The organism is Clostridium rhizosphaerae, assembly GCF_016765585.1.
GTDB lineage: Bacteria > Bacillota > Clostridia > Clostridiales > Clostridiaceae > Clostridium_AT > Clostridium_AT rhizosphaerae.
Genome location: NZ_JAESWC010000014.1, coordinates 308440 through 334011, shown reverse-complemented (window position 1 = coordinate 334011; position 25572 = coordinate 308440). Strand labels below are relative to the sequence as shown.

Annotated in this window: 19 protein-coding genes and 1 tRNA gene; 16 read left to right on the top strand and 4 right to left on the bottom strand. The window is 33.3% G+C overall.

Annotation, left to right across the window (positions count from 1 at the left end):
* The first annotated feature begins 19 nt into the window (after nt 1-19).
* Together JK636_RS17655 and JK636_RS17650 are read left to right on the top strand one after the other, a co-directional pair.
* Nucleotides 20-111: transfer RNA gene (locus tag JK636_RS17655), tRNA-Ser, on the top strand.
* 320 nt (nt 112-431) lie between these two features.
* Nucleotides 432-2969 carry a leucine-rich repeat protein gene (locus JK636_RS17650; RefSeq protein ID WP_202750298.1) on the top strand — a complete coding sequence of 846 codons (2538 nt, stop codon included), beginning with the start codon at nt 432-434 and terminating at the stop codon, nt 2967-2969.
* 395 nt (nt 2970-3364) lie between these two features.
* Here the strand turns inward: JK636_RS17650 and JK636_RS17645 are convergent, their stop codons facing one another.
* Nucleotides 3365-4735, bottom strand: coding sequence for a GH39 family glycosyl hydrolase (locus JK636_RS17645; RefSeq protein ID WP_202750297.1), 1371 nt, complete (start codon nt 4733-4735; stop codon nt 3365-3367).
* 181 nt (nt 4736-4916) lie between these two features.
* On the opposite strand from JK636_RS17645, the gene JK636_RS17640 reads away from it, so the two are divergent.
* From JK636_RS17640 to JK636_RS17625, 4 genes are read left to right on the top strand one after another with little or no spacing between them, the layout of a single operon-like run.
* Nucleotides 4917-6749 (top strand): class I mannose-6-phosphate isomerase, encoded by a 1833-nt coding sequence (locus JK636_RS17640; protein WP_202750296.1) that lies wholly within the window; start codon nt 4917-4919, stop codon nt 6747-6749.
* 14 nt (nt 6750-6763) lie between these two features.
* Nucleotides 6764-7333: a glucose-6-phosphate isomerase family protein gene (locus JK636_RS17635; RefSeq protein ID WP_202750295.1), complete on the top strand. Its 570-nt coding sequence runs from the start codon at nt 6764-6766 to the stop codon at nt 7331-7333.
* On the top strand, nt 7315-8250 hold the full coding sequence (locus JK636_RS17630) for a type I phosphomannose isomerase catalytic subunit (protein WP_243428262.1): 936 nt from the start codon (nt 7315-7317) through the stop codon (nt 8248-8250). Before JK636_RS17635 ends, JK636_RS17630 begins: the two co-directional genes overlap by 19 nt.
* A gap of 15 nt (nt 8251-8265) precedes the next feature.
* Nucleotides 8266-9117 carry a MurR/RpiR family transcriptional regulator gene (locus JK636_RS17625; protein WP_202750294.1) on the top strand — a complete coding sequence of 284 codons (852 nt, stop codon included), beginning with the start codon at nt 8266-8268 and terminating at the stop codon, nt 9115-9117.
* A 246-nt stretch (nt 9118-9363) separates the two neighbouring features.
* Here the strand turns inward: JK636_RS17625 and desB are convergent, their stop codons facing one another.
* A complete protein-coding gene (desB, locus tag JK636_RS17620; protein ID WP_202750293.1) occupies nt 9364-10416 on the bottom strand; it encodes a Delta(10) desaturase DesB in 1053 nt (350 codons plus the stop codon).
* A 404-nt stretch (nt 10417-10820) separates the two neighbouring features.
* Between desB and JK636_RS17615 the strand changes: the two genes are divergently transcribed.
* From JK636_RS17615 to JK636_RS17585, 7 genes are all read left to right on the top strand, one after another.
* Nucleotides 10821-11396 (top strand): DUF5317 family protein, encoded by a 576-nt coding sequence (locus tag JK636_RS17615; protein WP_202750292.1) that lies wholly within the window; start codon nt 10821-10823, stop codon nt 11394-11396.
* Nucleotides 11397-11426: 30 nt separating this feature from the next.
* On the top strand, nt 11427-11915 hold the full coding sequence (locus JK636_RS17610; RefSeq protein WP_202750291.1) for a hypothetical protein: 489 nt from the start codon (nt 11427-11429) through the stop codon (nt 11913-11915).
* A complete protein-coding gene (locus JK636_RS17605; protein ID WP_202750290.1) occupies nt 11896-12564 on the top strand; it encodes an accessory gene regulator ArgB-like protein in 669 nt (222 codons plus the stop codon). The genes JK636_RS17610 and JK636_RS17605 overlap by 20 nt, the downstream gene beginning before the upstream one ends.
* Entirely contained in the window at nt 12561-12686 is a 126-nt protein-coding gene (locus JK636_RS17600) for a cyclic lactone autoinducer peptide (protein ID WP_202750289.1), read from the top strand. The genes JK636_RS17605 and JK636_RS17600 overlap by 4 nt, the downstream gene beginning before the upstream one ends.
* Before the next feature lie 58 nt (nt 12687-12744).
* The gene (locus JK636_RS17595; RefSeq protein WP_202750288.1) at nt 12745-14433 is read left to right on the top strand and encodes a bifunctional diguanylate cyclase/phosphohydrolase; all 1689 of its coding nucleotides are present in this window, start codon (nt 12745-12747) and stop codon (nt 14431-14433) included.
* A gap of 685 nt (nt 14434-15118) precedes the next feature.
* Nucleotides 15119-15766 (top strand): TetR/AcrR family transcriptional regulator, encoded by a 648-nt coding sequence (locus JK636_RS17590; protein WP_202750287.1) that lies wholly within the window; start codon nt 15119-15121, stop codon nt 15764-15766.
* 14 nt (nt 15767-15780) lie between these two features.
* Entirely contained in the window at nt 15781-16980 is a 1200-nt protein-coding gene (locus tag JK636_RS17585; RefSeq protein ID WP_243428261.1) for an Acg family FMN-binding oxidoreductase, read from the top strand.
* Between the two features lie 180 nt (nt 16981-17160).
* Here the strand turns inward: JK636_RS17585 and JK636_RS17580 are convergent, their stop codons facing one another.
* Together JK636_RS17580 and JK636_RS17575 are read right to left on the bottom strand one after the other, a co-directional pair.
* Nucleotides 17161-17994 (bottom strand): MBL fold metallo-hydrolase, encoded by an 834-nt coding sequence (locus tag JK636_RS17580; protein WP_202750286.1) that lies wholly within the window; start codon nt 17992-17994, stop codon nt 17161-17163.
* A 261-nt stretch (nt 17995-18255) separates the two neighbouring features.
* The gene (locus JK636_RS17575; RefSeq protein WP_202750285.1) at nt 18256-21519 is read right to left on the bottom strand and encodes a GH36-type glycosyl hydrolase domain-containing protein; all 3264 of its coding nucleotides are present in this window, start codon (nt 21517-21519) and stop codon (nt 18256-18258) included.
* 427 nt (nt 21520-21946) lie between these two features.
* Between JK636_RS17575 and JK636_RS17570 the strand changes: the two genes are divergently transcribed.
* The 3 genes from JK636_RS17570 (at nt 21947) to JK636_RS17560 (ending at nt 25453) form a co-directional block, all read left to right on the top strand.
* On the top strand, nt 21947-22882 hold the full coding sequence (locus tag JK636_RS17570; RefSeq protein ID WP_243428260.1) for an ABC transporter permease: 936 nt from the start codon (nt 21947-21949) through the stop codon (nt 22880-22882).
* A 19-nt stretch (nt 22883-22901) separates the two neighbouring features.
* Nucleotides 22902-23807: a carbohydrate ABC transporter permease gene (locus tag JK636_RS17565; RefSeq protein WP_202750284.1), complete on the top strand. Its 906-nt coding sequence runs from the start codon at nt 22902-22904 to the stop codon at nt 23805-23807.
* A gap of 113 nt (nt 23808-23920) precedes the next feature.
* Nucleotides 23921-25453 (top strand): ABC transporter substrate-binding protein, encoded by a 1533-nt coding sequence (locus JK636_RS17560; RefSeq protein WP_202750283.1) that lies wholly within the window; start codon nt 23921-23923, stop codon nt 25451-25453.
* Nucleotides 25454-25572 lie beyond the last annotated feature (119 nt).

Below are 25572 nucleotides of genomic sequence, written 5' to 3'. Positions count from 1 at the left end.
ATTATTAAGATATTTATTTGGAGAGATGTCCGAGTGGTCTATGGTACCTGCCTCGAAAACAGGCGAACGGGTTATTCCGTTCCGTGGGTTCAAATCCCACTCTCTCCGCCAGAATGAAAGGCTCTAGCAGTTTTTGCTAGAGCTTTTTTGTGCGGATTTTTTGATGAAGTTGTGCTTTGTGTCACCTGTTTGACGACGAAATTGAAAAAATTAAGCGAAAGTGGATGATAAAGTGAAAACCGAAATACTGGGTTTAGAATTTTGTACAATGAACCGTATCATAAGTAACGGAGGTTTTTTGATAAACTTTTGTTTATCGGTAGAAAAAAGAAATTAAGAAAAAAATGAAAAATACGATAATAGTAATATTATAATAGTTTTATCTACTAATAAAAAAATGAAATATTTTTATTTTTGAAAGGAGAATAGAGATGAAAAAGAGTAAAATGAAGATAATATCATTAATATTTGTTATGATGGGTTTATTTGTAAGCTTTAATGTCATGCATGTTGTTGCAGCTACAACAGGCACAGATGCAAATGGTTTTACTTGGCAGTCTGAAGATGGAGTTACATATTCAATTACAGGTTATAATGGGAGTGATACAAATATTACAATACCTAGTTCCATAGATGGACATACGGTTACGAGTATAGGGAATAATGCTTTTAGTGGAAATGATGGTATTAATGGAGATAATGCTGCTAAATACAGAGCATTAACCAGTGTAACAATTCCAAATACTGTTACAAGTATAGGTAGTTTTGCATTCTATTATTGCTCATCTCTTGTAAACATATCAATACCAAATAGTGTAACAAGCATAGGAGATAGTGCATTTGCATATTGTATATTGCTTCCTAATATAACACTTCCAACTAATCTTCGTAATATAGAAAATAGTACTTTTCAAGATTGCAAAGCATTTACAGCTATAACAATTCCGGGTAGTGTTACACGTATTGGGGATCGTGCATTTTTCGATTGTAAAGGTCTTACAAATATAATAATTCCAAACAGTGTCACAAGTATTGGAGATAGTGCATTTCAAGAATGTAATGTGCTTAATAATGTGGTAATGCCTGACAGTGTTATAAATGTAGGAGATTATTTATTTTATGATTGTTGGGCTTTAACAAATGTAAAATTATCAAATAAGATCACAAAAATTAACGATTTTATGTTTTATAGATGTTGGAAACTTGCAAGTATAACACTTCCCAATGGTATTACAAGTATTGGATATAGGGCCTTTGAGGAATGTGAAGTTCTTACAAATATAACAATTCCAAACAGTGTTATAACTATTGGAGGTCGTGCTTTTCTAATGTGCAAAGCTCTTCCAAACATAACAATCCCAAACAGTGTTAAAATCATAGATTTTAATGCCTTTGCTCACTGTGATGCATTTACCAATATAATAATTCCAGATAGTGTTACAAGCATTGGGGATTATGCATTTTATTCCTGTCCATCTTTAACAGAAGTAACCGTACCCCAAAGTGTTACTGATATTGGCTATTTAACATTCGATAGCTGTAATTCGAATTTTAAAATAAAGGGGGTTGGAGGCTCTTACGCACAGACTTATGCAACTTATAATCATTTAATATTCCAAGAACTGCCTCCAATAAAGTATACAGTGACATTTAACAGTCATGGAAGTGTTGTAGGAAGTGTACAAGCAGATAATAATACTTTAATAACGGCACCAATAGTACCTACAAAAGCTGGTTTTACTTTTGGAGGATGGTATAAGGAGTCAACATGTATAACGCCATGGTATTTCGCAGCTGATAAAGTTGCAGGGAACATAACTTTATATGCAAAATGGATTAGTAATCCAGCGACACCTGTAAATACAAAGTCAGTATCTTCAGGATATAATAGTATAAGTACAAGTTGGAGTACAGTAGCTGGAGCAAGCGGATATGAATTATGGAGAGCAACAAGCAGTACAGGAACATATTCATTAGCAGGGACAGTAGCTAGAACAGTATTAAGTTACAATAATACAGGACTATCAACCGGAACAACGTACTATTATAAAGTAAGAGCATATGCATTAAATGGAACAACCAAAGTATATAGTGACTATTCACCAATAGTAAGTGCAAAGCCGGTTCCGGGTGCACCAACAGGAGTAAAATCAACATCAGCAGGATATAATAGTATAAGTACAAGTTGGAGCACAGTAGCTGGAGCAAGTGGATATGAAATATGGAGATCAACAAGCAGTACAGGAACATATTCATTAGCAGGGACAGTAGCTGGAACAGTATTAAGTTACAATAATACAGGACTATCAACCGGAGCAACGTATTATTATAAAGTAAGAGCATATGCATTAAATGGAACAACAAAAGTATATAGTGACTATTCACCAATAGCAAGTGCAAAGCCGGTTCCGGGTGCACCAACAGGAGTAAAATCAACATCAACGGGATATAATAGTATAAGTACAAGTTGGAGTACACTAGCTGGAGCAAGCGGGTATGAAGTATGGAGATCAACAAGCAGTACAGGAACATATTCATTAGCAGGGACAGTAGCAGGAACAGTATTAAGTTATAATAATACAGGACTATCAACAGGAATAACATACTATTATAAAATAAGATCATATAGATTAGTAGGAACAACAAAAATATATGGAAATTACTCAACTGTAGTAAGTATAAAGGCAGTACCAGCAGTACCAGTAAATTGTAAAGCAGTAAGAACAAGTTCAACTAGTATAACTACTTCATGGAATGCAGTATCAGGAGCAAGTGGATATGAGTTATACAGAGCGAGTTCAAGTAATGGAACATATAGTTTATTGAAAGCCACAACATCTTTGAGTTTTGTAAATACAGGATTAATAAGAGGAAATACTTACTATTACAAAGTGAAAGCATATAGATTAGTTGGAACAACAAAAATATATAGTAACTTTACAAATGTAGTTTATGCTAAAGCATATTAGACAAACTAAATAGTGATATTTATATTACTTCTGATACTAATGCTGTATGACGCCCACACGACGACAAAATATCGACGACTTTAATAAAGTAATACTAATTAGCTGAAACTAGATGTCATGGCGTCGAAAATAAGCATCAATAAAAACAAGCATTCATCAATGCTAAAGACTATAAAAAAGTCTTCAGCACAACTCGAAAACAGGCGAACGGGTTATTCCGTTCCGTGGGGCATAAGGCCTAAATGACCTTATGCGGGACGATTGGTGGCTGGGAAGCCACCGCTCTTAAGCGTCCCCGAACCAAATCCCACTCTCTCCGCCAAAAATTAATGGCTCTAGCAGATTTTGCTAGAGCCATTATGTTAAATAAACTAAAACCACAAATAAGCTTAATATTATCTATTGTGGAGTTTTATTGTCCATAGACAAAATGCATTTCCTATCATTTTATCATATATACATAATTTATGATTATCTACTTCAGTATTAAGCTCCTTTGTTGCCTGCAATGAGCGTGAGGAAGGATTTGTAAGGCAGTTGTTCAAGTCATTACTTACCATATATTGATGGATATCATAGCTGCCGTTTTCTAGCTTGTCTAATACTAATTCTATTTCGGTTTCTGCTTGTCCTGGATTTGAAATTAAAACACATATCCTCTCTTCATCTATTGTTGCAACTACTTTGTTTTCCAGATACTCTTCAATCATAAGCTCATGCTCTCCAAGCATTTTAAACATGGTCATTGCATGCGCATTTGGTGTAGGAAGATATTCATTAGCTTCATTTAGTATGAACATGGTTCTGCCAAGCTGTTGATTGGGGTTATGGAAAGTACACCAAGGAAATATTTTTAAGCTTGGGCAGTGTGAGGCCAATATCATTCCTGCAATTTCACCGCATGAGTTTTGAATATTTGTAGGTCGTCCTGCATCACCAAGTCCCACTCTCAGTCCATATTCAGTCATAAGTAAGGGTAAATCAGGGAGCTTCAGCTCATGAATTATCTCTTGGTGGCGCATGTAGAACTCCATGATACGCTGTGGGTTAGTATGGTATTCATGCATGGAGTAGAAATCAATGCTTCTATTCTCATCCTTACTTAATAACTCTAAAAATTCCTGCCAATAGCTCCAGTGGGAGATACCGCTGGACATTCCGAAGCCGCCGATTTTAAGAGGCATTTTGTAATTGTGCTTTTGATTTAATCTTTGAATTCCGCGGCAGGCACACTTATAAAGTTTATAATACTCTTTCATATTTAAGTTTCCAAACTGAGGCAGCTCTACTTCATTGCAGCATTCGATATAGGTGATGTTTGGGCACAAATCCTTATAATATTCCACAACTTTTTCAAATACCCTTTCATACTGTTCATAGGTGATTACACCATCTACAGTTTCTCGCTCATACCTGCGTAAATTTAAAAGTACCTCATCCGAATATGCTGAATGTGAAATCAGGTATTCCTGTATATGGGCGTTGACCGGTGATGGAACAGTTAATGGCCAATCATAAGCGTAGTGATTTTTATCCCCTATATATGGGTTCACGCCAATAGGATAGTCCCAATGATATGTGTCGGTACGATAGTCCCAGACCTCATCTAATGTCACAAATAACCTGATAATCGATGGGCGTCCAATTACTTTTTCCATTACTTCAGGAAATGAAGAAGAAGGAGTATAACGCAAGGTTGTATTCTGAAATTTTTCAACATGCGGCCACTTTCTATATGCATGTTTAGCATCGACAGTGATTTTCATATTTTCCCTCCTAAAACACTTAATAAGAAATAATTTTATATTAATTTAATTGTAACATTATTGAAACACAATTACAAACAAAATAAAAATGTAATAAAACATTGAAATCATATTACAAAAGGTTTATATTAAAAATAGAGAATAAATTCACTATTATTTTATGAGGAGAGGGGAAAATATCATGAGTTTTATGTTTAAACCATTAGCATATGATGATTTAACTGCAATTAATCGTCCAAAATTATCGTCATATGTTAAGAATGCCATTATAGTAGGGAATCAGGATGTAGCAAAAACAATCATAGGAAGTGTAAAGCCATCTGCAAAGTCTGTCATTTTGGTAGATGGGTACGTAGGGAGCAGCTTTGAAAACTTTGTAAATGAACTGCAAAGACAAATAATCGGTCAAAACAGTAAGTTGTTTGATATGAAAGATGTATATTTAAGTGAAAAAGAAATTAATGAACTCACAAAGTCAAATCTGCCTTTAAACTATGAGGATGACCCTGTACTGCTGTTTGGAAAATTGTTTGATGGAAAAATTGATAATTTAATAGATGATAAAAAATTAAATGACAGCATAAAAGAGATTCAAAGCTTTAAAGGAATCTGCATTGTCTATGGACATGGGGCTACAGTACAGCCTCTGCTTAATATTGCTGATAAGGTAGTATATATTGACATTTCACCTAAGAGTGCTGCCATCCGTGCACGTGAAGGTAAATTCATGAATATAGGTGATAAAAAACCAAGACCTTTTAATGCTCTAATGCGCCGCAACTATTTTGTTGATTTTGAAGTGGTGGTTCATCAGAGAAAGAGGCTTGTGAATGCTGGTACAATCGATTTTTATGTTGATGGAAATAATGATGATGAATACATGATGCTGCCCTTTGAAGCGCTTAAGGACATGCTAAGTACACTAGTTCAATATCCTTTTAGGTGCAAACCTGTTTATTTGGAAGGTATTTGGGGAGGGGAATACATTAGAAAAGTAAGGAACCTTCCTATGGATATTGCGAAAAACATAGCTTGGATTTTTGAATTTATTCCTATGGAAGTCAGTATTGTTGTGGATGTGAATTCATATAACTTTGAATTGCCCTTTGCAACTTTTATGAGTTATGCTAGTAAGAAAATCATAGGTGAGAAGGCAGATAAGAAATTTGAAGGCTATTTTCCAGTTCGCTTTAATTATGATGATACGTACCATAGCAACGGAAATATGTCAATACAGGTACATCCAAGAGGAAGTTTCTCAAGGGAAAATTACCGTGAAAAAGGATCTCAGGATGAAGCTTATTATGTTATCGCTACGGGGCATAATGCAAAAACCTATGTGGGCTTTAAAAACAACGCAGATGTGAAGGAATTCATTGACTTAACGGAAAAATCTCAGCAGGATGGAACCGAGGTTGATTACAAAAAATATATAAACGCAGAAGATTCCATTCCAGGTAAGCAGGTTATGCTGCCAGGGGGTACTATCCATGCTTCAGGTCAGAATCAGCTTATACTAGAACTTGGAAGCTTAACTATAGGCTCCTATACCTATAAGATTTATGATTATAATCGCAAGGATAAGGATGGCAACACTCGTCCTATTCACCTTAATAATGCTAAGAAAGTTTTGGAATATGATAGAAATGCGGATTGGGTTAAGAAGAATATTGCAATAGAACCAATTTTATTGAAAGAAAGCGATGACTTTAAGGAGTTTATTGTAGGTGATACAGATTTAATGTATTACCAAATCAGACGTGTAGAGCTCAACACAAATGGAAGCTATGAAGCAAGTAAAAATGATCAGTTTACGGTAATAACGCTTGTGGATGGTGAAGAAATAGAGGTATATTCAAAATCTAATCCGGACTTTAAATTTTGTCAAAAGTACCTGGAGATTGTAGTTATTCCAGCCTCAATTACGGATTATGTAATTGTTAATAAGGGATATCAGCCTGCAGTTATTCATAAAACTTATCTAAGGCCTAATTTTGAAAATTATATTTTATAAATGGGGGGTAAATCATGGATTTTATTAGAGAACCAAAAGCTATTCAAAAATTCTGGGATGATTTTGAGTTAAGTGGACAGAATGTGAAGTGGCGTCAAAAATTGATTAGAGAATGTACAAATGTATACAAGAATAATGAGGCTATCAAAGATTTTGGCGATGAAATTGCATATAAGGTAGCGAATCAGAACTTTAATCGTGAGAGCTTCGTTAAGGGTAATCTCCAGTGGGGTATTACCTATATAAATCCCTTTACCGTAGATGGAGAATGTGCCATGACTTCAGGCCACTACCATGATGACAGTGATTGCGATGAATATTATTACGGTTTAGGTGGTACAGGCTTTTTGATATTTTGGGACGGCAAAGATGACTTTTATGTAGAAAAAGTATTTAAGGGATCACTTCACTATATTAATGGGCATTACGCTCATAGAATAATAAACAGTGGGGATACGGTGCTAGCTGTTGCTGCCTGCAGCCTTCCATCCAGCAAGCAAAATCATAAAAAAATCGAAGAAAAAGGTTTCCCATACCGCTGCTATAAAGAAAATGGTGAAATCATATGGAAAGGACAGATATGATGAAACCAATTAGGCTGCAGTCTGTAAACATAAAGACACCTTGGGCAGGGGATTACCTTTCTAATTTAAGAAAGCTGGAGACAGGTGTAGGAATAGTTCGTGAAGTGTGTGCCTATAAAAAAAGTGAAAATTCCATATTGAATAGTGAGTATGAAGGTATGAATCTGCGTGATTTAATAAGCCTTCACCAAAAAGAGCTTATGGGAGATGACACAAGCGACCAGATGATTCGTGCCGCATACATTGATGCAAAAGAGGATTTGTCTATTCAGGTTCATCCAAATCAGGAGTATGCTGAAAAAGTTGAAAATGACTTTGGTAAATCAGAATCCTGGTATGTACTTCAATGCGATGAAGATACATCTGTTATTGCTGGCTGCAATACAGATGATCAGGAACTCTTGAGGCATGCTGCAATAAATGGTAACATTGAAAAGTATCTTACTAGAATTAATGTTAAACCAGGTGATTTTATTTATATTCCTGCTGGTATTATACATGCTTGTGGAAAAGGAACACTGGTTATGGAAATAGGAAGCTTTGGAGGTGTAACCTACCGTATGTATGATTACGGCAGGGGACGTGAACTGCATTTGGATAAAGGATTTCAGGTGCTTGACACTTCTCTTAGCGCAAATAAAAAGGAATTTCCGCTGAAGGCAAGAAATAAGAACGGAATTAGGACTGGAGTTGAATCAAAAGAATTCAAAGTAGATGTAATTGACACCATTGGAATTCAGAGAATATTTAAAGAGAATAAGTATCATATAGTTACTTGTGTGCTCAATGATTGTGATATTATAATAGATAAAGAAAAGTATTGTCTGCATTACACAGAAACACTTTTAATTCCGGCATCTGTAAAGGAATATGAAATACGAGGAGACTGCAGGATTTTGTGCAGTTACAGACCATAATAAGGAGACTTTACTATGGATATGATTTCCACAATAAGAAATATATATAGCAAGTTATCACCATCAGAAAAAAAGGTTGCCGATTTTGTAATGAAAAATCCACAGCAAGTCTTAAATCTCAGCATATTTGAATTAGCTGATTTATGCAATGTTTCAGCACCTTCTGTTTCACGATTTGTAAAAAGGACCTTTGGACTGAATTTTCTTGAAACAAAGGTGGAATTAGCTAAGAATTTCTCCAAAATAGAGAAGAATAACGTGACTGAACTTTTAAGCTGGGCAGATGATCTAGTTGATATGCCTTCTAAGATAATCAATGAAATTTCACTGACCTGTAATGATGTTATTACTGCAAATACAACTGACAAATTTAAGGATGTTATAAACTTGATTAAAAACGCTGATACAGTTTACTTTTTTGCAGTAGGTTCTTCAGCTAATGTGGCTACGGATTTTCAGAATAAGTTATTAAAGATTGGAATTAAATCCATATTTATTAGTGACAGTAATTTGAATATGTTAAATTCTAACATCTGTACTCCACGGGATGTAGTCATAGCTATCAGCTTTAGCGGGCGGACGAAGGAAGTAAATATTGCTGTAAGTAATGCAAAAAAACGTAATACACCAATTGTAGCTATCACTCAGGGAATGGACAATCGCTTAGCTCAAATGGCGGATTATGTACTATTAAGTCCGAGCTATGAAATCAATGAAAACAGACTAGGGGCAATTTTCTCGAGGTATGGTCAATTGTTTATAGTGGATTATTTATTTGTAGGACTTGCAAAACAGGTAATTAAGAACACCAAACAATTTGCCGAGAGTTATCACAAACTCTTCGAGATTTTAAAGGAAGATAAATAATTAATGTTTAAACAGATCTATATAGTGAAAGTTTAAATATAGAAGGAGAATCCTTAGGTGGAGATTCTTCTTCTTTTATTAAAAGTATTAATTCCTGTCCGTGAAGAATTTAAAAATGCATTTATATATTATTCATATTAAATAATTAATGTTAACAAACCATAAACTATGGAAGGCTAGTTTGCAAGATGCTTCTTACAATAATGAAGCAAAAAAACTAGTAGCCTTTGGCGGCTACCAGTCTTTCTAGAAATCTAATTTACGATAAAGAACATGTGAAGGGTTTAATCCATTGCCAAGGGAACCATAAATATTACCTAAATGTGGATCTATCAATTCACTTTTATTAAAATAAACTCTTGGAGTCTTCCATAAGGCTACTATGGCCTGGCTGAGTGGCATTTCATGATATAAATCTGGCCATAATCTTTTAATATTCTCCTTAATCAGAGGATAGTACTTTGGACTCACTCCAGGGAAAAGATGATGCTCTGTGTGATAAGAAAAATTAAAGTGAAGAATGTCCATCCACTTTGGTACAGTAACAGTCAAGCTGTTAGCTAGAGGATCATTTACTGAAACAAGTGGATTTAATCTATGATTAGTTGAAATATAAATCATAACAATAAAATTACCTATTAGTAGTGGTAATAAGTATGCAAAAAACCATCTTCCTGGCCCAATCAAAAGTAAAAGCCCTATCCAGGTTGCTAAAGTAATAATAAGCTGAGCTGTTGTAATAAAACTTTCTTTCTTATTCATATTCTTCATATAACGAAGAAACATGTATATACCATGGCCGGTAAAGGTAAAGGCTAAAGATATAAAGCTTATTATTGCCCTAAAGGCAATTGGAAGTCTATATATCCAAGTAATAAAAGAGCTGTTGGCCAATTGCTCTGTGCTAAGCCAGGAATCTGGATCTCTTTTCTCGTCCTGTGTATAAACATGATGATTCATATTATGCCATTCTACCCAAAGTTTTGGACCAATATTTAGGGGCCAGAAGCATAGAGCCCCAAGTAAATTTCTAATCAAGGTATTCCTAACGACTGTGCCGTGAAGAATCTCGTGGCCTAAAAAACCAATGGAAGCAAAGCTTGATCCCAATATAACCGCAATTAAAAGCTTTAACCATGTATTTAAATTAAATAAACTTATTGCAACAATGCCGGACGCTATAATAGAAGCATATATAAATCCTCCTACAAGACGAGTAGCAGCAGGTTTATAAATTTCCTTTGGTAAGTGTGGAGCAAGATGCTTTCTATACCACACAAGTGTGTGCAATTCTCTCATAAGTTTCCTCCTTTTAGTCGGAACACGGGGTAATTTAACCTCGTTCGTTCCACTCACAAATTACCCGTTAAAGTCCATTTAGGAATTTAACCTCCTTTTATTCAACACCGTCAAAACAATTAGTAGTACAAATAAATAGTTTGATTATCAAAATATTTTTCCACAACTATAATATCAATAATTATTATTAAATGTCAATGAATATTTATAGATAAAAAATATTCAATATTATTGGTAAAGTTTAAATTAAAACCAAAAAATGTAGATACCGAATATTTTGATGAAATGGTAAGAATTATAGTATTTGATGAATAATAATGGTATAATATAATTATTTTAAAAAAATGATAAATCAATAATTTGATAAAAACAAAGATGTCATAAAAAATTAAGGGGTATGTATTATGATAGAAACCATAATCATAGCTATGTTGATGGCAAAGATAAGAGGGTACAAGTTAAAACCTATCTTTATGTCTTGGGAAATATATCCTGTATTAGTCTTTGTGGGTTTATATATGTTTTTAAATATGCAAGTATTCTTTGGAAATTATAACTTTATAAAATTTGCTGGTATATTAGAGACTTTTTATATTTGTATATTTTTAATTTTAATTTTTAGGTACAAGCAATACATTAGTGCAATTATTGGGTCAATATCTATTATTATTGGAACAATACTAAACAAGGTAGCAATTTACGCCAATGATGGTAAAATGCCAGTGTTTCCAACATTATCATATATAACTGGTTATGTGAGACCGGATGTTTTTACAAAAGTTAAGGACATACATGTCATAGGAAGTGGAACTAGTAAACTTATATTTTTAACTGACATCATTGATTTAGGCTATAGTATTTTAAGTATTGGTGACATATTTATAAGAGTCTTTGCCTTTATTATTATTTACAGTTGTATTAAAAGTACTAATAATATTAAAGAAAAAGTAGATGATGATATAGTTCAAAGCATTATATAGAACATAATTTTTACTAAGGAGAAAAAGTCTATGCTAAAATTGTCATTTTTAGAATTGATAATAAGAGGAATTCCAGAAGACTTAGTATTTTTTTTAGCAGTTTATGCATTCACAAAAAGTAAGGTTCATAAAAAGAGATATTTAAGCTCAGTTATAATTCAATCTATAATTGTGTATCTTATTAGATTCCTTCCAATTCAGAATGGAGCGGATTCAATATTAAATTTGATTTTATTAATAATGATGAGTGTAATTGTAATTAAAATTGAAATTATTCAAGCTATTAAAGCAGGAATTATTATAATGCTATGTGAGTTTATAAGTGAAGGTATAAATGTATTTTTTGTTCAGTTTATACTAAAAAAAGATTTAAATTCTATTTTTAAAGATCCAATGTTAAAAATATTATATTCATACCCTTCATTATTAATTTTTGCATGCTTTGTAATTATTTATTATGCAATATTATGGAAAAGAAAAGAGTTGAAGATTATTTCATATGGAAAAGTTAACGAATAATATTGCTGGCAAAGTTGCAGCAGAATTAAAACTTGATAATGATAACAAAGAAGTAATCTCCTATGGAATGTTTGCGTTAATGCATATAGCCCTATCCATAATTCTAATTATTATATTTGGACTAATATTTCATGTTACCATAGAGGCTCTTATAGTTTGTTTTACAGGAGCTATATTAAGGAAATATTCCGGAGGTGCTCATGCAAGTTCACCTGGTAATTGTGCTGTTATAGGAACTATTATTTGTATTGGACAGGCATTGCTAATTTCAGCAGTAATTGGTCCTGTAATTACTTCTAGTGTATTAATATTCTTAGGAATGGGTACTTTTGGAGTGTCTTATTATTTTATTTATAAATTAGCTCCAGTTGATAGTTCTGCAAAACCAATAAGGTCAAAAGAGAAGAAAATCAGGATGAAAAAAGGTTCTATTTTTGTATTATGTGCTTATATAGTAATCGTAATTATTAATGTAGCTATCAATATTTTTTCAAGGGATAAGAGATTTATAGTTTATTCTCTATGTATATATGGAGGAGTGATTTGGCAGGTGTTTACACTAACTAGACTTGGTCATAGTACAGTAAATAAAATAGATTCCTTTTTAAATAATATTTTAGGAATTATAAAAAGGAGGGGATTACAATGAAAAAAAGAATGTTACTTTTAGTTGCTTCTGTTTCAACTTTGGTTGCTGCAATGGTAGCTTCATCAGCATGTTATTTTTTCAACTATCAGCCAGAAGAGCCAAAGTGCTTAAGAGAAGACTAGGTAAGAGGTCGGTTTTACCGACCTTGCTATTTTTAGTTTGATATAAGGTAGTGAAGATATGAATAAAACTGATGATGAAAGAAAGCAGATAAATGATATAGTATCCGTAGTAAAATTATGTTCATTATTATTTTCAGGTATGGGAATTTTTAAGTATGTTTTAAATTATTATAAAATTACTGTAGATAATTCAAATAATACTCTAGCTATGGACGTAATTATTGTAGCAGTACTTGTTTTAACACTTATTTACTTTATATGGACTTTTTCCACTACTAAGAAATTTAATAAAAAAAATATTGCCAGAATTCAAATTGCTGAAACTTATTTATTCGTTTTAATATTCTCTATAATTATACTTCTTACGGATTCGTATAAGAGTGATTTTAAATTTTTATTTTTATTTATTATAATAACTACCACCATACAATCCGGTATGAAACAAGGAGTAACAATTGCTTTTGTTTCTTCAAGTATATTGCTCATAATGGATTTGATATATGGTCCACGTTCGCCTGAAAACATATATTTTGAAAAGGATTTGATAACAGCTGGAGTTTTTATACTTACAGCATGGACACTAGGCTTTTATGTGAAAATCGAAAGCAGCCATATAAAAAAGCTTGAAAGTTTGGCAAATGAAGATGGACTTACTGAAGTTTACAACCATAGGTTTTTTTATGATGCATTAAGAGAGAAATTAACTGCATGTGAAAAGGATAATAAGCCTATTTCACTGATATTTATAGATATAGATTATTTCAAATATTATAATGATTTGAATGGTCATCAAAAGGGTGATCAGGTACTAAAAACTATAGGGTCTCTGCTAAAAAATAGTGTGAGAGATGGAGATGTTGTGGCAAGATACGGCGGGGAGGAATTTTCTATTATACTACCTGATACTTTGGAACAGGATGCAATTACAATAGCAGAAAATATAAGAAGAAAAATAGAAGAAACATATTTTGAAGGTGAAGAAAACCAGCCTAATGGAAAGCTGACTGCCTCCATAGGAGTATCTGTTTTCCCTGACAAGGCTAAGAGTGATGTTGAACTTATAAAATCTGCAGATGATGCTCTTTATAGAGCTAAATTCTTTAACAAAAACAGAGTTGAAGCATATCATTCTATACTGGATGAGTTAAAAGAGGATATAGATGATAAAAATATAGACCTTGTTACTTCTATAAAGACATTAATAAGTGTTATTAATGCTAAAGATAGATATACCTATGGTCACGTTGAAAGAGTAGTTATTTATAGTAGATTAATTGCAGATAAGCTTGGACTTAGCGAGAAAGATAAAAAAAAGTTAATATATGGAGCATATATGCATGATATTGGTAAGATTAATATTTCCGAAGAAATATTAAATAAAAAAATGCCATTAACTAAGGATGAATGGGAAATATTAAAGCAGCATCCAGTAAACGGAGTTGAAATTATAAAGCCTGTTGAATCGTTGATGGATATTTCTCCTCTAATATTACATCATCACGAAAGATATGATGGAAATGGTTATCCCGGAAAACTAAAAGGAGAAGACATACCTTATCTTGCCAGAGTTTTGACTGTTGTGGATAGTTATGATGCTATGACATCTAATAGACCATATTCAAAATCAAAAACTCAGGAGGAAGCAATAGTAGAGTTAAAAAAATGTAGCGGCACTCAGTTCGATTCTTCTATAGCTGATGCATTTGTGGAAGTTATTGAAGAAAATAAAAATAATATTAATTATTAGATTAATCTAGGAATGTACTGGAATGTGTTTAGGTATAACTACATTTTGCCTTGCTTAGGAGTATACTGTGCAATAATAACATATAAAAACATAAAAGTCTTCAGCATTACTCGAAATCAGGCGTACTGGGCAACCAGTACCGTGGATTCAAATCCCGCTCTCTCCGCCAAATAAAAGGGCTCTAGCTATTTCTGCTAGAGCCTTTTTGCTGTAATCAATCGTATAAAAATAGTACCTGCGTCGCCCATTTTGATACGAAGTAGAAAAACCTAAACGAAAATAGTTAGTAAAGAAAAAATCAAAATAATGTATTTTAGAATATACTATTGTCATCTTTATTAATAATATCCTGATTTAAAAAAAGCACTTATAAAGTGCTTTTTTTGCATTACATTACTAAACCGTACTAAAGGACTTATTCTTCAATAGTAAGTCCTTTAACATTTCTACAAAAAAATCTACCTTATTTAAGGTACGATTCATCTGATATAATTCTAAAAGCTTTTTAATCATAAAAGAATATTTGAATTACGACGCCGACACGACGATAAAATAGCGACGACTAAAGTAGATTGATAATAATTGCTTAAACGATATATTGACAAAAAAGAAATAGCAATCTATAATATAAAGTAAACTAACAGTTTACTTTATGTTACTTGTATGCAATAAGGAGGTTTGGCAGTTGGGAAGTAATGAACGCAAGGAAAAAGAGAAAGAAATCCGCAAAAATGATATCATAAGCGCAGCGGAAAGAATCTTTTTCACTAAGGGATATAATTATGCCACAATGGATGATGTGGCGAGAGAAGCCGAATATAGCAAAAGAACAGTATATGTGTATTTTGACAGCAAAGAGCAGATTTATTTTGAGATCATGATCAGAGGCTACAGGCTTCTGATGGAAATGCTGAAAGCTAATATGAAAAAAGATAAAGCTCACACTGCTATTGAGGAATTAAGTCAGATGGCTTCAACGTTATACCAGTTCAGCAATGATTATTCGGAATACTTTAGAGCAATTATGGAGTATGAAAACAGTGAGCTTGATTTTCAAAAAAGCATCCCGGATCATTCAAAAGAAGAGTGCTATGCTCTTGGAGAGAAAATCTTGGGTTATTTGATGGATGCATTAAAAAAAGGTATCGCAGAAGGTTCCGTTCGAAGTGATTTGAATATTAAAAATACAGCTCTTACTTTATGGGCTTGTATAATCGGCGTATTTAATACGACTAAGAAGAAGAAATACTATATTGAGAATTATCACGGAATAAAACCAGAGGATTTGGTTTCTGAAGCTTTTAATTTGATGATTAGGTCAATACAAAATTAAATGGAGGGATTAAAATGGCAAAGAAAGGAGTAATAAAAATAATGGGTGTTATACTTACTGGCATAATCGCTTTTATAGTAATTGCTGTTACTGCTTTGTTAATCATAAGCGGCAATTTTGAGAAATCAACATATCTGGAACCATGGAAAAAAGATTACGCACAAAAATTTGATGACCCAAGAATTCAGCTTACGGCATATGGGTTGCTGGCGGCGAACGGTCATAATATGCAGCCATGGAAAATACGTTTGGATAAGGATAATCCTATGGTATTTTTCTTATACGCCGACAGTGAGCGTTTAACAAACGAGGTAGACCCTTTTGCACGGCAAATGATGATTACGCAAGGTGCCTTTTTAGAATATATCAATATCGCCGGAGATAAATTAGGGTATAAAACAGATATAGAACTGTTTCCTCAAGGCGGTTATGATGAGCAAAAATTGGATGAGAGTATGAATACTACACCCGTAGCAAAAATTACGCTTACCAAGGCAACTTCCCAAAGCGCCCCTCTTTATGCCTATATGTTTTTACCGGATACAAATAGAGCGCCATATCAGTCAACCAAGTTGACCTCTGAACAGATAAATGAGTTGGAAAATTTAAATACTGATGATAATATATCAATAAAGATTTTGCAAGATAAAGAAAACGTAGATAAATTGAGAAGCTATGCAATGAAAGGGGCATCCATCGAAGCGGGCGTGAATCGTGTTATGAAAGAATCGGAGACTATCTTTCGCTCCAATGAATACCAGAAAAACAAATATCGCTATGGATTTTCTATTGAAGGGCAGGGTACTTCAGGAATCATGAAGCATATTATGCAGGGGCTGGTTACGCTTTTCCCTTCAATGAATAGCGGAAAAGCTGCATCGAATATGTTTATTCAGTCTACTCAGATATCAGTTGACAATACACCTGCTTACGCCATGATTATTACGAAGGATAATACCCGGTTAAGTCAGGTCAAAAGTGGAATACTTTACAGTAAACTTATATTGGCAGCTCATCAGCAAGGCGTCGTTATGCAGCCTCTCAGTCAGGCTCTTGAGGAATACCCTGAAATGAAAGAACTCTATAGGAGCATCCATCAGGACTATACTCCTAAAGGAGGAACTATTCAGATGCTGGTGCGCTTAGGCAAGCCTACAAAAGAAGTTCCGCAAAGTATGCGTCGCGATGTAATAGACTTGATTGTCAAAGAATAAATTTTCAAATACAATATTGCTTGCTTTACAGGCTTCAACATGCTTTTTTACATCAAATTTTCAACTGCATTAACTTTTGACATAAAAAAATATCCCGAGTGTAATTTCACACACTTGGGATATTTTTTATTCTTGTATTATTAAAAAAAATAATCTAAAAAAATTGATTCATCAGCTGATTTATATATCAAGTATCATACCGTCATAGGCTACTAGCATTCCGAGGTCTTTAACTCGTTCTTCTAATTCATGGTGTAAAAGACAACCATTATGAGAAAAATGAGTTATTACGAATTTAGTATTCTCGTCAGCACAGCCTACTTCTAGCATTTTATTTCTGAGAAGTATGGTTTCCTCAAGTCCCATGTGACTTTTGCATCCCGGAGTTCCACCCATTGTACAATCCAAACTAACTACGTCAAAGTAAAGTGATTTTATATGATTCCAAGTTTCTTCTGTAATATCTCCTGTGTCATTTCCATAAAATAATCTTTTCCCATCTTTGTCGGTTAAGCTGTATACAAGACAGTTTTCTCTCGGATCATGCTGTGCCTGAAGAGGGAGAATATCATAGCCATGAGACTTAAAACCATCAAAAGCTTTGATTACGCTATAATCAATACAATCTTTGAGATTTGCAGAATCATCTTCTTCAACAAGCATACGATTATAAAAAGCTTCACATTTTTCATTTCCGTATATAGTCATCTTATTTTTGTCTCTGTCATAGGCATATGGGATTCCTCTTAATATTAAATCCAGAGGATAAAGATGATCCATATGTGAATGAGTCATAAGGACAGTTTGTATCTTTGAAAAATCAAGATCAAAGGTCATTGCATGATAGAAAGAATCAGGACCAAAATCAAAAATTAAATCATCGTTAATTAGCACCTGGGCTCTGGAACGGTAATTTTTACCCTTTAGTTCACGTGCTCTTTGACAGTTATTACAAGTGCAAAATAATGCTGGCCATCCCTCAGCAGCAGCAGTTCCAAGAAATTGTATTCTCATAAAAATTCCTCCTTTTAGTCGGAAGACTGAGCAATTAAAGATTACTCGCTTCCGCTCGCTAATTGCTCGTTAAAGGTCATTTAGACCTTTAACCTCCTTTTAGTCGGAAGCACGGAGTAATTTAAAACTCTCGCTCCCCTTTGGGCACTGGGCAACTTAAGACATTCGCTTCGCTCATAAATTACCCGCTAAAGTCCATTTAGGACTTTAGCCTCGAAAATTACTTGTAAAAGCCCATTTAGGGCTTTTACATACTAAAAATTAATTAAATGCTTTAGCATATATAGTTATATTGTCTCCACAACTTGTGAGCTCTTCTTTAGAAATTAAGATACCACTAGCTCTATATGGGTTTACTACAGGAGAAGATGGTATTTCATTTTTATTATTCCATGCTGTTGTCCTACCAGCTTCACTAATTTTAAATTCAAAGTGAAGGGTTCTGCCAAAGCATTGGTATGTGAATTTTAGTCCATCTAATTCAGCTGGCAATACAGGATCAATAATAAGGCCTTCTTTATTAAAACGAATACCAAGCACATTGCTTACTAATTGTCTTATATAGATTCCGGGACCGCTTGAATAAAGTCTCCAGCCACCCTTTACTTTTATGTCACCTGTTTTTAGTAGTCCAAAGTTTTTTTCATACTCATAACGATCGTTATAATTTCCATCAGAGCTGCTAAAATATAGATTGCTTTGACGGATATTAGCATTCTTAACGCTATGTTGAATGAGTATTGGATTAATAGTAAAAAGTGAATTCCATGCTTCTTCGCCGTTACCTATCTTTGCCATTGCCTCGATATAACGAATATGAGCATGAGTATATTGCAAGCTTATCTCACGTCCAACATTTGCAGCTTGTTCTGCGCGTTTGAATAGATGACTAACTCCTCCATCATAATGAGCAGGGCAATCCATCAGACGTACACCATCCGGACACTTTAAATTATTTTGAATAGTAGCTACATTTGTTCTTGCTTGATCTTGATCAACAAGCTCTGCGATAATACTTCTTGTCATTGGAAGCAGGCGATAATGAATGCCTGTAGATTCATCAGCAGGATGAAGCATATAACGATATGTATCATCACACTCTAGGAATCCAGCTACAACACCATCTTTAATTAAAATGTCATGGAAGGATTTTTTTACTAAAGCAGCTAGTGAAGCAAATTCTTTGCATAATTCATTATGAATATCTGTAAGCGCTTCACAAAGAGAATTAAAGGTTTGATAAGCTAGAGCAACAGTCCAAGAACTTACTAGCTTTGTTTTTAGTTCTTCACTTGCAGGCTGAAGCGTATCATCCCAATCTCCGCCTGCGTATGTTATCAAACCAGTATCCTTAATAAACCTGCTTTCCTTGATGTTTTCTAATGCGTAACATATATGTTGTAGTAATGTTTCCTTCCGTTCAGGAGCACCGTCATAAGGAAGCAGCTCATTTAATATCTCCTTATCGCCTGATGCTATGATATAGTCTGAAACACTCTTTAGTGGCCAGAAAATAACATCTCCGTGGCATTCTCCTGCATTAATTGGATATTTATCGAACATAAACCACTGAGGCCATTCTTTTGTATCGATATTCTGGTGTGAGAATATAATTAACAGTATTTTTCTCATAATAGTATAATTCTGAGTAGCTAAGAAGAATTCCATAGGACCTTGACAGACATCACGAGTACCCCATGCAGCTCCTCCGGGTTGTTCTAAACCATGAGGCATTGAAAAATGGATCATAGCATTATGCGAGTACCACCAGATGGTCTCGTTAAGTATTTGTATTCTCTCTTTACTGTTTTCATTGTCGATATCTAAGTGAAAGTTATTAATTAAACTCTGATAAAAAGAGTAAACTTTTTTCTTCTCTTCTACTAATGTGTATTTTGTATCATGAGAAATATCATTTTCTGTTAAATAAGCTTTGATTACCAGCTCAAAACTACTAGTATCTTTTAATGAAACTGTTAAGAAAGTTTCATCAAAGGGTTTTTCATCTTCAAAGAAGACACGATCATCACATAAAGTAAAGTTCTGTCCAGGAATAGTAAGATCATAATGCAATCCTGGATAATTTTCTGTGTCAAGATTAAAACGGATGCCATCTTTAATCTCTGTATAATAAATATCTTTAGTATATTCATTAGTACCCATAACTAATTGGTTAGTTATAATATAGTCATATTTTTTATTACTTTTACTTGAAACTTCTAATATTAAATCAGATCTATCAGCAGCAGTGTAAGCTGTTATCGTAAGCATATCACTTGGTAATTTATAATACCATTTTGAATAATTCATCCCCATTTCAAAAATACCTGGGAGTGTCATCAGTCGATATTTTCCGTCTATACGCAAGTAAATACGCTGACCGCTGTTTTTCATCACATTTAGGAAACCTCTTGGAGTCGAAAGCAGTTTATGAAGGTCAGTGTTACCTGTAACAACATGGCTGTTAAAAATTCCATACATATATTGTGTCGAGGATATAATGTGACTATCAACATTTTTTATATTTGGGGGTGTAATGATAATTGTGCCATGAGGTCTTTCAGTTAATAATTCCTTATCTTTTGTTACAATATGAGAGTGTTCTGTAGTGAAAAATGAGAGTAATTTATTATCCATTCTTTCTTCTAAAACTCTCTCTGGATACAAAGTATTTATTTCGTCTTCAGTAAAAGATGGAGACGAAAAAGGTGAAGAAAATTCTTTTTTAGTTTTTATTGGATTTATTAATTTAACTTCATCAGGCTCCTTTTGAGCTTTTATGTACGCTTCCTCGATTTGAGTTTTGAATTCCAATTCCTTTACTGCTTCTGGATGCGTAGAAAGAAAAAGTCCATAAAATGATAAGGAGTATTCTCCATTAATATTAATTCGTTCTGTTTGTAATGCTGTATAGGCAAATTCATATTGGAGATTACAGTCTAACAAATCAGATGTTAAAATCTCAGGTGTATTGGTTTCTTTGTATGACAATCCAAAAAATTGTAATCCATCAGTAGAGTAATGTACTGCCTTGGCACCGATTACACCTTGCTGTATGTATGGATAACAATCTGCACTCGGCATATTTTGTCTTGAACACACAACATAGCTGTTGTCATTTTGAAACACAGTATGTCCAAGATACTCAGATATATAAAGTTCATTAGTATAGACACCATTCTCTTCAGCAATTCCAATATCCTGACCATATATTAGGTCAACATTCTTATTTGATCCTTCTAAAGTTATGTTCCAAAACCAAATATGATTCACTGGGTGAAAAGTAACTTTGTAGTTTATTTCTTCTATAGTTCCTTCATATATTAGCGAGTTAGAAGTTGCTGAAATAATACTTTTCGATCTGATCCCTAGAAGAGGATAGACTTTTATAGACTCTCCATCATAAATTCGTAGATAAATATTATTTGCAGAACCATCTTTTACATTGCCACGAAACTGATTAATCAGAAATTTATCGTAGGTAAATGTAAATATATCGCCACTTTGAAGAAAACGATATAGCATTTTATCCTGCTTAATATCTATAAAACTGTTCATTTTATTCATATTGCGTACAGTCCTTTCTAGAAAATAAGTAAATTATTTTTTGTGGAAACGTTTTTGCGATATTAAGGAAAATCGTATGAAAATGTTTTTATATTCACTAAAAGTATATAAGAATTAGCTTTTTTTGTCAACCTGAATAGGTAAAGTGTATGATTAAATAACAAATTTTATTAATTTATACAAAAAACTCATTGACAAATATGTTGATAACGAATACAATTTACTCATAAAGTTAATTTTTAGTAGCTAGTGGAAACATTTCCTCAGTATAGTGGAAATGTTTCCACTGATTCTAGCATAGCACTGAAAACATTTCCTCAAAAGAAACCGACGTGAAAATTGCAAGAGATGTAAAAATGAATATTTAGAAGGGTGGGTTTAGCATATGGCGAAAACTAATGGGAATATGAAAGGCTTTATTGATGAATTAAAGCGAAAGAAAGTTTTGTTTCTGATGATATCCCCAGTAATTATTTATTTCATAATATTTTCTTATATACCAATGCCAGGTGCTTATATTGCTTTTGTTGACTATAACATTGGCAAAGGTATTTTTGGAAGTAACTTTGTTGGGCTTAAAAACTTTGAGTTTCTGGTTAAGACAGGAGATCTTTGGAGAATTACAAAGAATACCTTACTTTATAACCTTGCATTTTTAGCACTGACAAACATATCTCAGGTAGCTTTTGCAATTATGATTTCAGAAATTAAAAGCAGATGGTTCAAAAAGTTATCTCAGTCAATTATCTTATTACCACATTTTATTTCAATGGTAATTGTAGGATTTTTCGCATATAACTTTTTTAATTTTAATCATGGTTTTATTAATACAATACTTACAAACTTTGGACTTGCAAAACATGATTTTTATTCAGATCAGGGGATATGGAAATATATCATTGTTTTCTTTAAACTTTGGGCAAGCACAGGTTACGGCATGATTATTTATCTAGCTGCTATAACAGGTATCAGTAGTGAAATCTACGAAGCAGCAGAACTTGATGGTGCTACAGCTTGGCAAAAAATTCGTTGTATTGTAGTTCCTTTATTAAAGCCAACCTTTATCTTATTATTCCTATTTGGTTTAGGCGGTATATTGAAGGGTTCATTTGATCTTTTCTATAATCTTATTGGTAATAACTCAGTGTTATATAAACAGACAGATATTATTGATACTTTTGTATTCAGAAGCTTAGTTGGTCAGTTTAATTTCTCACAAGGTGCAGCTGTTGGTTTTTATCAATCTCTTTTCGGTCTCATACTTGTATTAACAGTAAATGCTATTGTTAAGAAAATTGAGCCTGATAGTGCATTATTCTAAATAGAAAGGAAAAATAAGTATGCAAGAAATAACGAATATCAAAAGACCTATAGGAAAAGATGAGTTAACAATGAGGGTTATCTTCTATATTGCTGTAGCTATATTTGCCTTAATATGCTTAGTTCCTTTTGTACTTATGATCTCATCTTCATTTATGAATGAGAAAGAAATCTTAACAGAAGGTTACAAGTTGATTCCTAAAAAAATCAGTTTCAATGCATATGAATTTTTATTTCATAACTCAGCTAATTTAATTTCAGCTTATCGTGTAACAATAACAATTGCTGTATTAGGAACTGTCCTTGGACTATTCTTTATGTCAATGGCTGGTTATGTACTATGCAGAAATGATTTTAAATATAGAAATCAGATTTCTTTCTTTATATATTTCACAACTTTATTTAGTGGAGGATTAATTCCTTCTTATATTCTTATGGTAAATGGACTTCACCTGAAAGATAGTATTTGGGCAATGATTTTACCGGGAATAATGAGTCCGTGGTCTATATTCTTGATGAGAAACTTTATGAAAGCAATTCCAGATTCTCTATACGAATCTGCAGCAATTGATGGAGCGGGAGACTTCTATATTTATTGGAAGATATTTTTACCGCTTGCAAAACCTTCACTTGCAACTATTGGATTGTTTCTAACTCTTGGATATTGGAATGAATGGTATAATGCTATGCTTTATATCCAATCTACCTATAAGTATCCATTACAGTATTTCTTACAAAGAATTGTTAGCCAAGCAAATGTACAATTGTTAGTACAGCAGGGGCTTTCGATTAACACTGCAGAATTACCTTCTGAATCTATTAAGATGGCAACGGCAGTAGTAGCAATAGGACCAATTATTCTTGTTTATCCTTTTGTTCAAAAATATTTTGTAAGCGGACTGACCGTTGGAGCAGTAAAGGGTTAATTTGCTGTTAATACAGCTTATTATAAATAAAAGTGAACTGCAGTATGAAAACTCAAATTAAACAGTTCATCATATGCAGTCACAAATAAAATATAAATTTAAGGGAGGATATCATGAAAACTAAAAAACTAATTGCGGCAATATTAGGAGTGATGATGTGTGGAAGCCTTCTTTCTGGATGTGCCAGTAAAGGAACAGGCTCCGGCGCTAAAACAGTAGATGGCAAGGTAGATACTTCAAAAGAAGTAAATCTTGTTATGTATTTATATGGAGGAGAAGGTGTAGCAAATAAAAACATTTTAGCTGAATTAAATAAAAAGCTAAAAGCAAGCATTAATGCAACACTTGAAGTAAAATATATTGACTGGGGAGATGTCAATACTAAATACCCATTATTATGGACCTCAGGGGAACAATTTGATATGTCATATGTAGCATCAGGAGCTGCTGTTCCTTACGCTACTTTAGCAAAACAAGATGCACTTGTTGATATTACAAATATGATAGATACTTATGCTCCAAAGCTTAAAACAGAATTAGGCAGCAAATGGAACAATGTAAAAGTAAATGGCAAGATATATGCTGTTCCAAATAACTATAGTGAATATACAGCATATGGTTTTGTAACAAGAAAAGATATTATGGATAAAAACAATATTAAAAAGGTTTCTTCTGTTTCTGATATGGAAACATATATGGATGCTGCATTAAAGAGTGGAATGGTTCCGCTAAACGGAAGTTCCAACTTATCAATGGACCTTTATAAAATGCTTATTGGAACAACAGGTGATTGGATTGATGCTCCTGGTATTCCATCTTCTGAAATGTACTTAGCAGCAAGTAAAAAAGATCCAGGAAATGTGTTCCACCCAGCATTTACAGATGAATTTGAAAACTTTGCAGTAAAAATGCATGATTGGGCACAAAAAGGTTACTGGTCAAAAGATATTTTATCTTCTTCACAAGATGATAAAGATAACTTCTACAATGGTTTATCTGCTTCTTATATCAGCCATCAGCCAGACTGGACTGGTAACTATGGTAATCAGTTAAAGAAATTACCTGGAATTGATACTGAATTTTACGCTTTCCCAGAGGCTAACGGTAAGTTCATAAAGTCAACTGGAGTTGGAGCAGCAACAGGTATTAGCAAAAACTCAAAGAACCCTGAAAGAGCTTTAATGTTAATTGAAAAGTTAATGACAGATAAAGAATGCTATGACTTATTCCAATATGGTATCCAAGGCAAGCAGTATGAGCTTAAAGATGGAAAAATCGCACAGCCTGCAAACTTTGATGCTAAAAAAGATGGCGGCGGATTTGCTGGATGGGCATTCCGTATGGACAATCTTAACATTCCTCAAAGCACTGAAGATCCTCGCAGATATACTTTAAACGATGCTTGGTCAAAAGTTGCAATGGAAAGTCCTTATATTGGATTCAGTTTTGATAGCACAAGCGTTTCTTCTCAATTATCAGCTATTGCAAATATTGATTCACAGCTTGGTATTCAAATTCTTTTAGGTAAAACAAAACAGGATCCTAAAGCAGCAGTTGCTGAATATAGAAAACAATTAAAAGCTGCTGGTGTTGATGACGTTGCTAAAGCAGTTAAAACACAATACAGTAAATTATCTGCAAAATAATTATTGTACAGTTAGTTTAATAAAAAGGTAGTTATAATAGAGAGTATCTAACATTTTTATATGATTAGGGCTCTCTCTACCTGTTTTATTGATAAATTAATGTAATATTCTATAGTTTT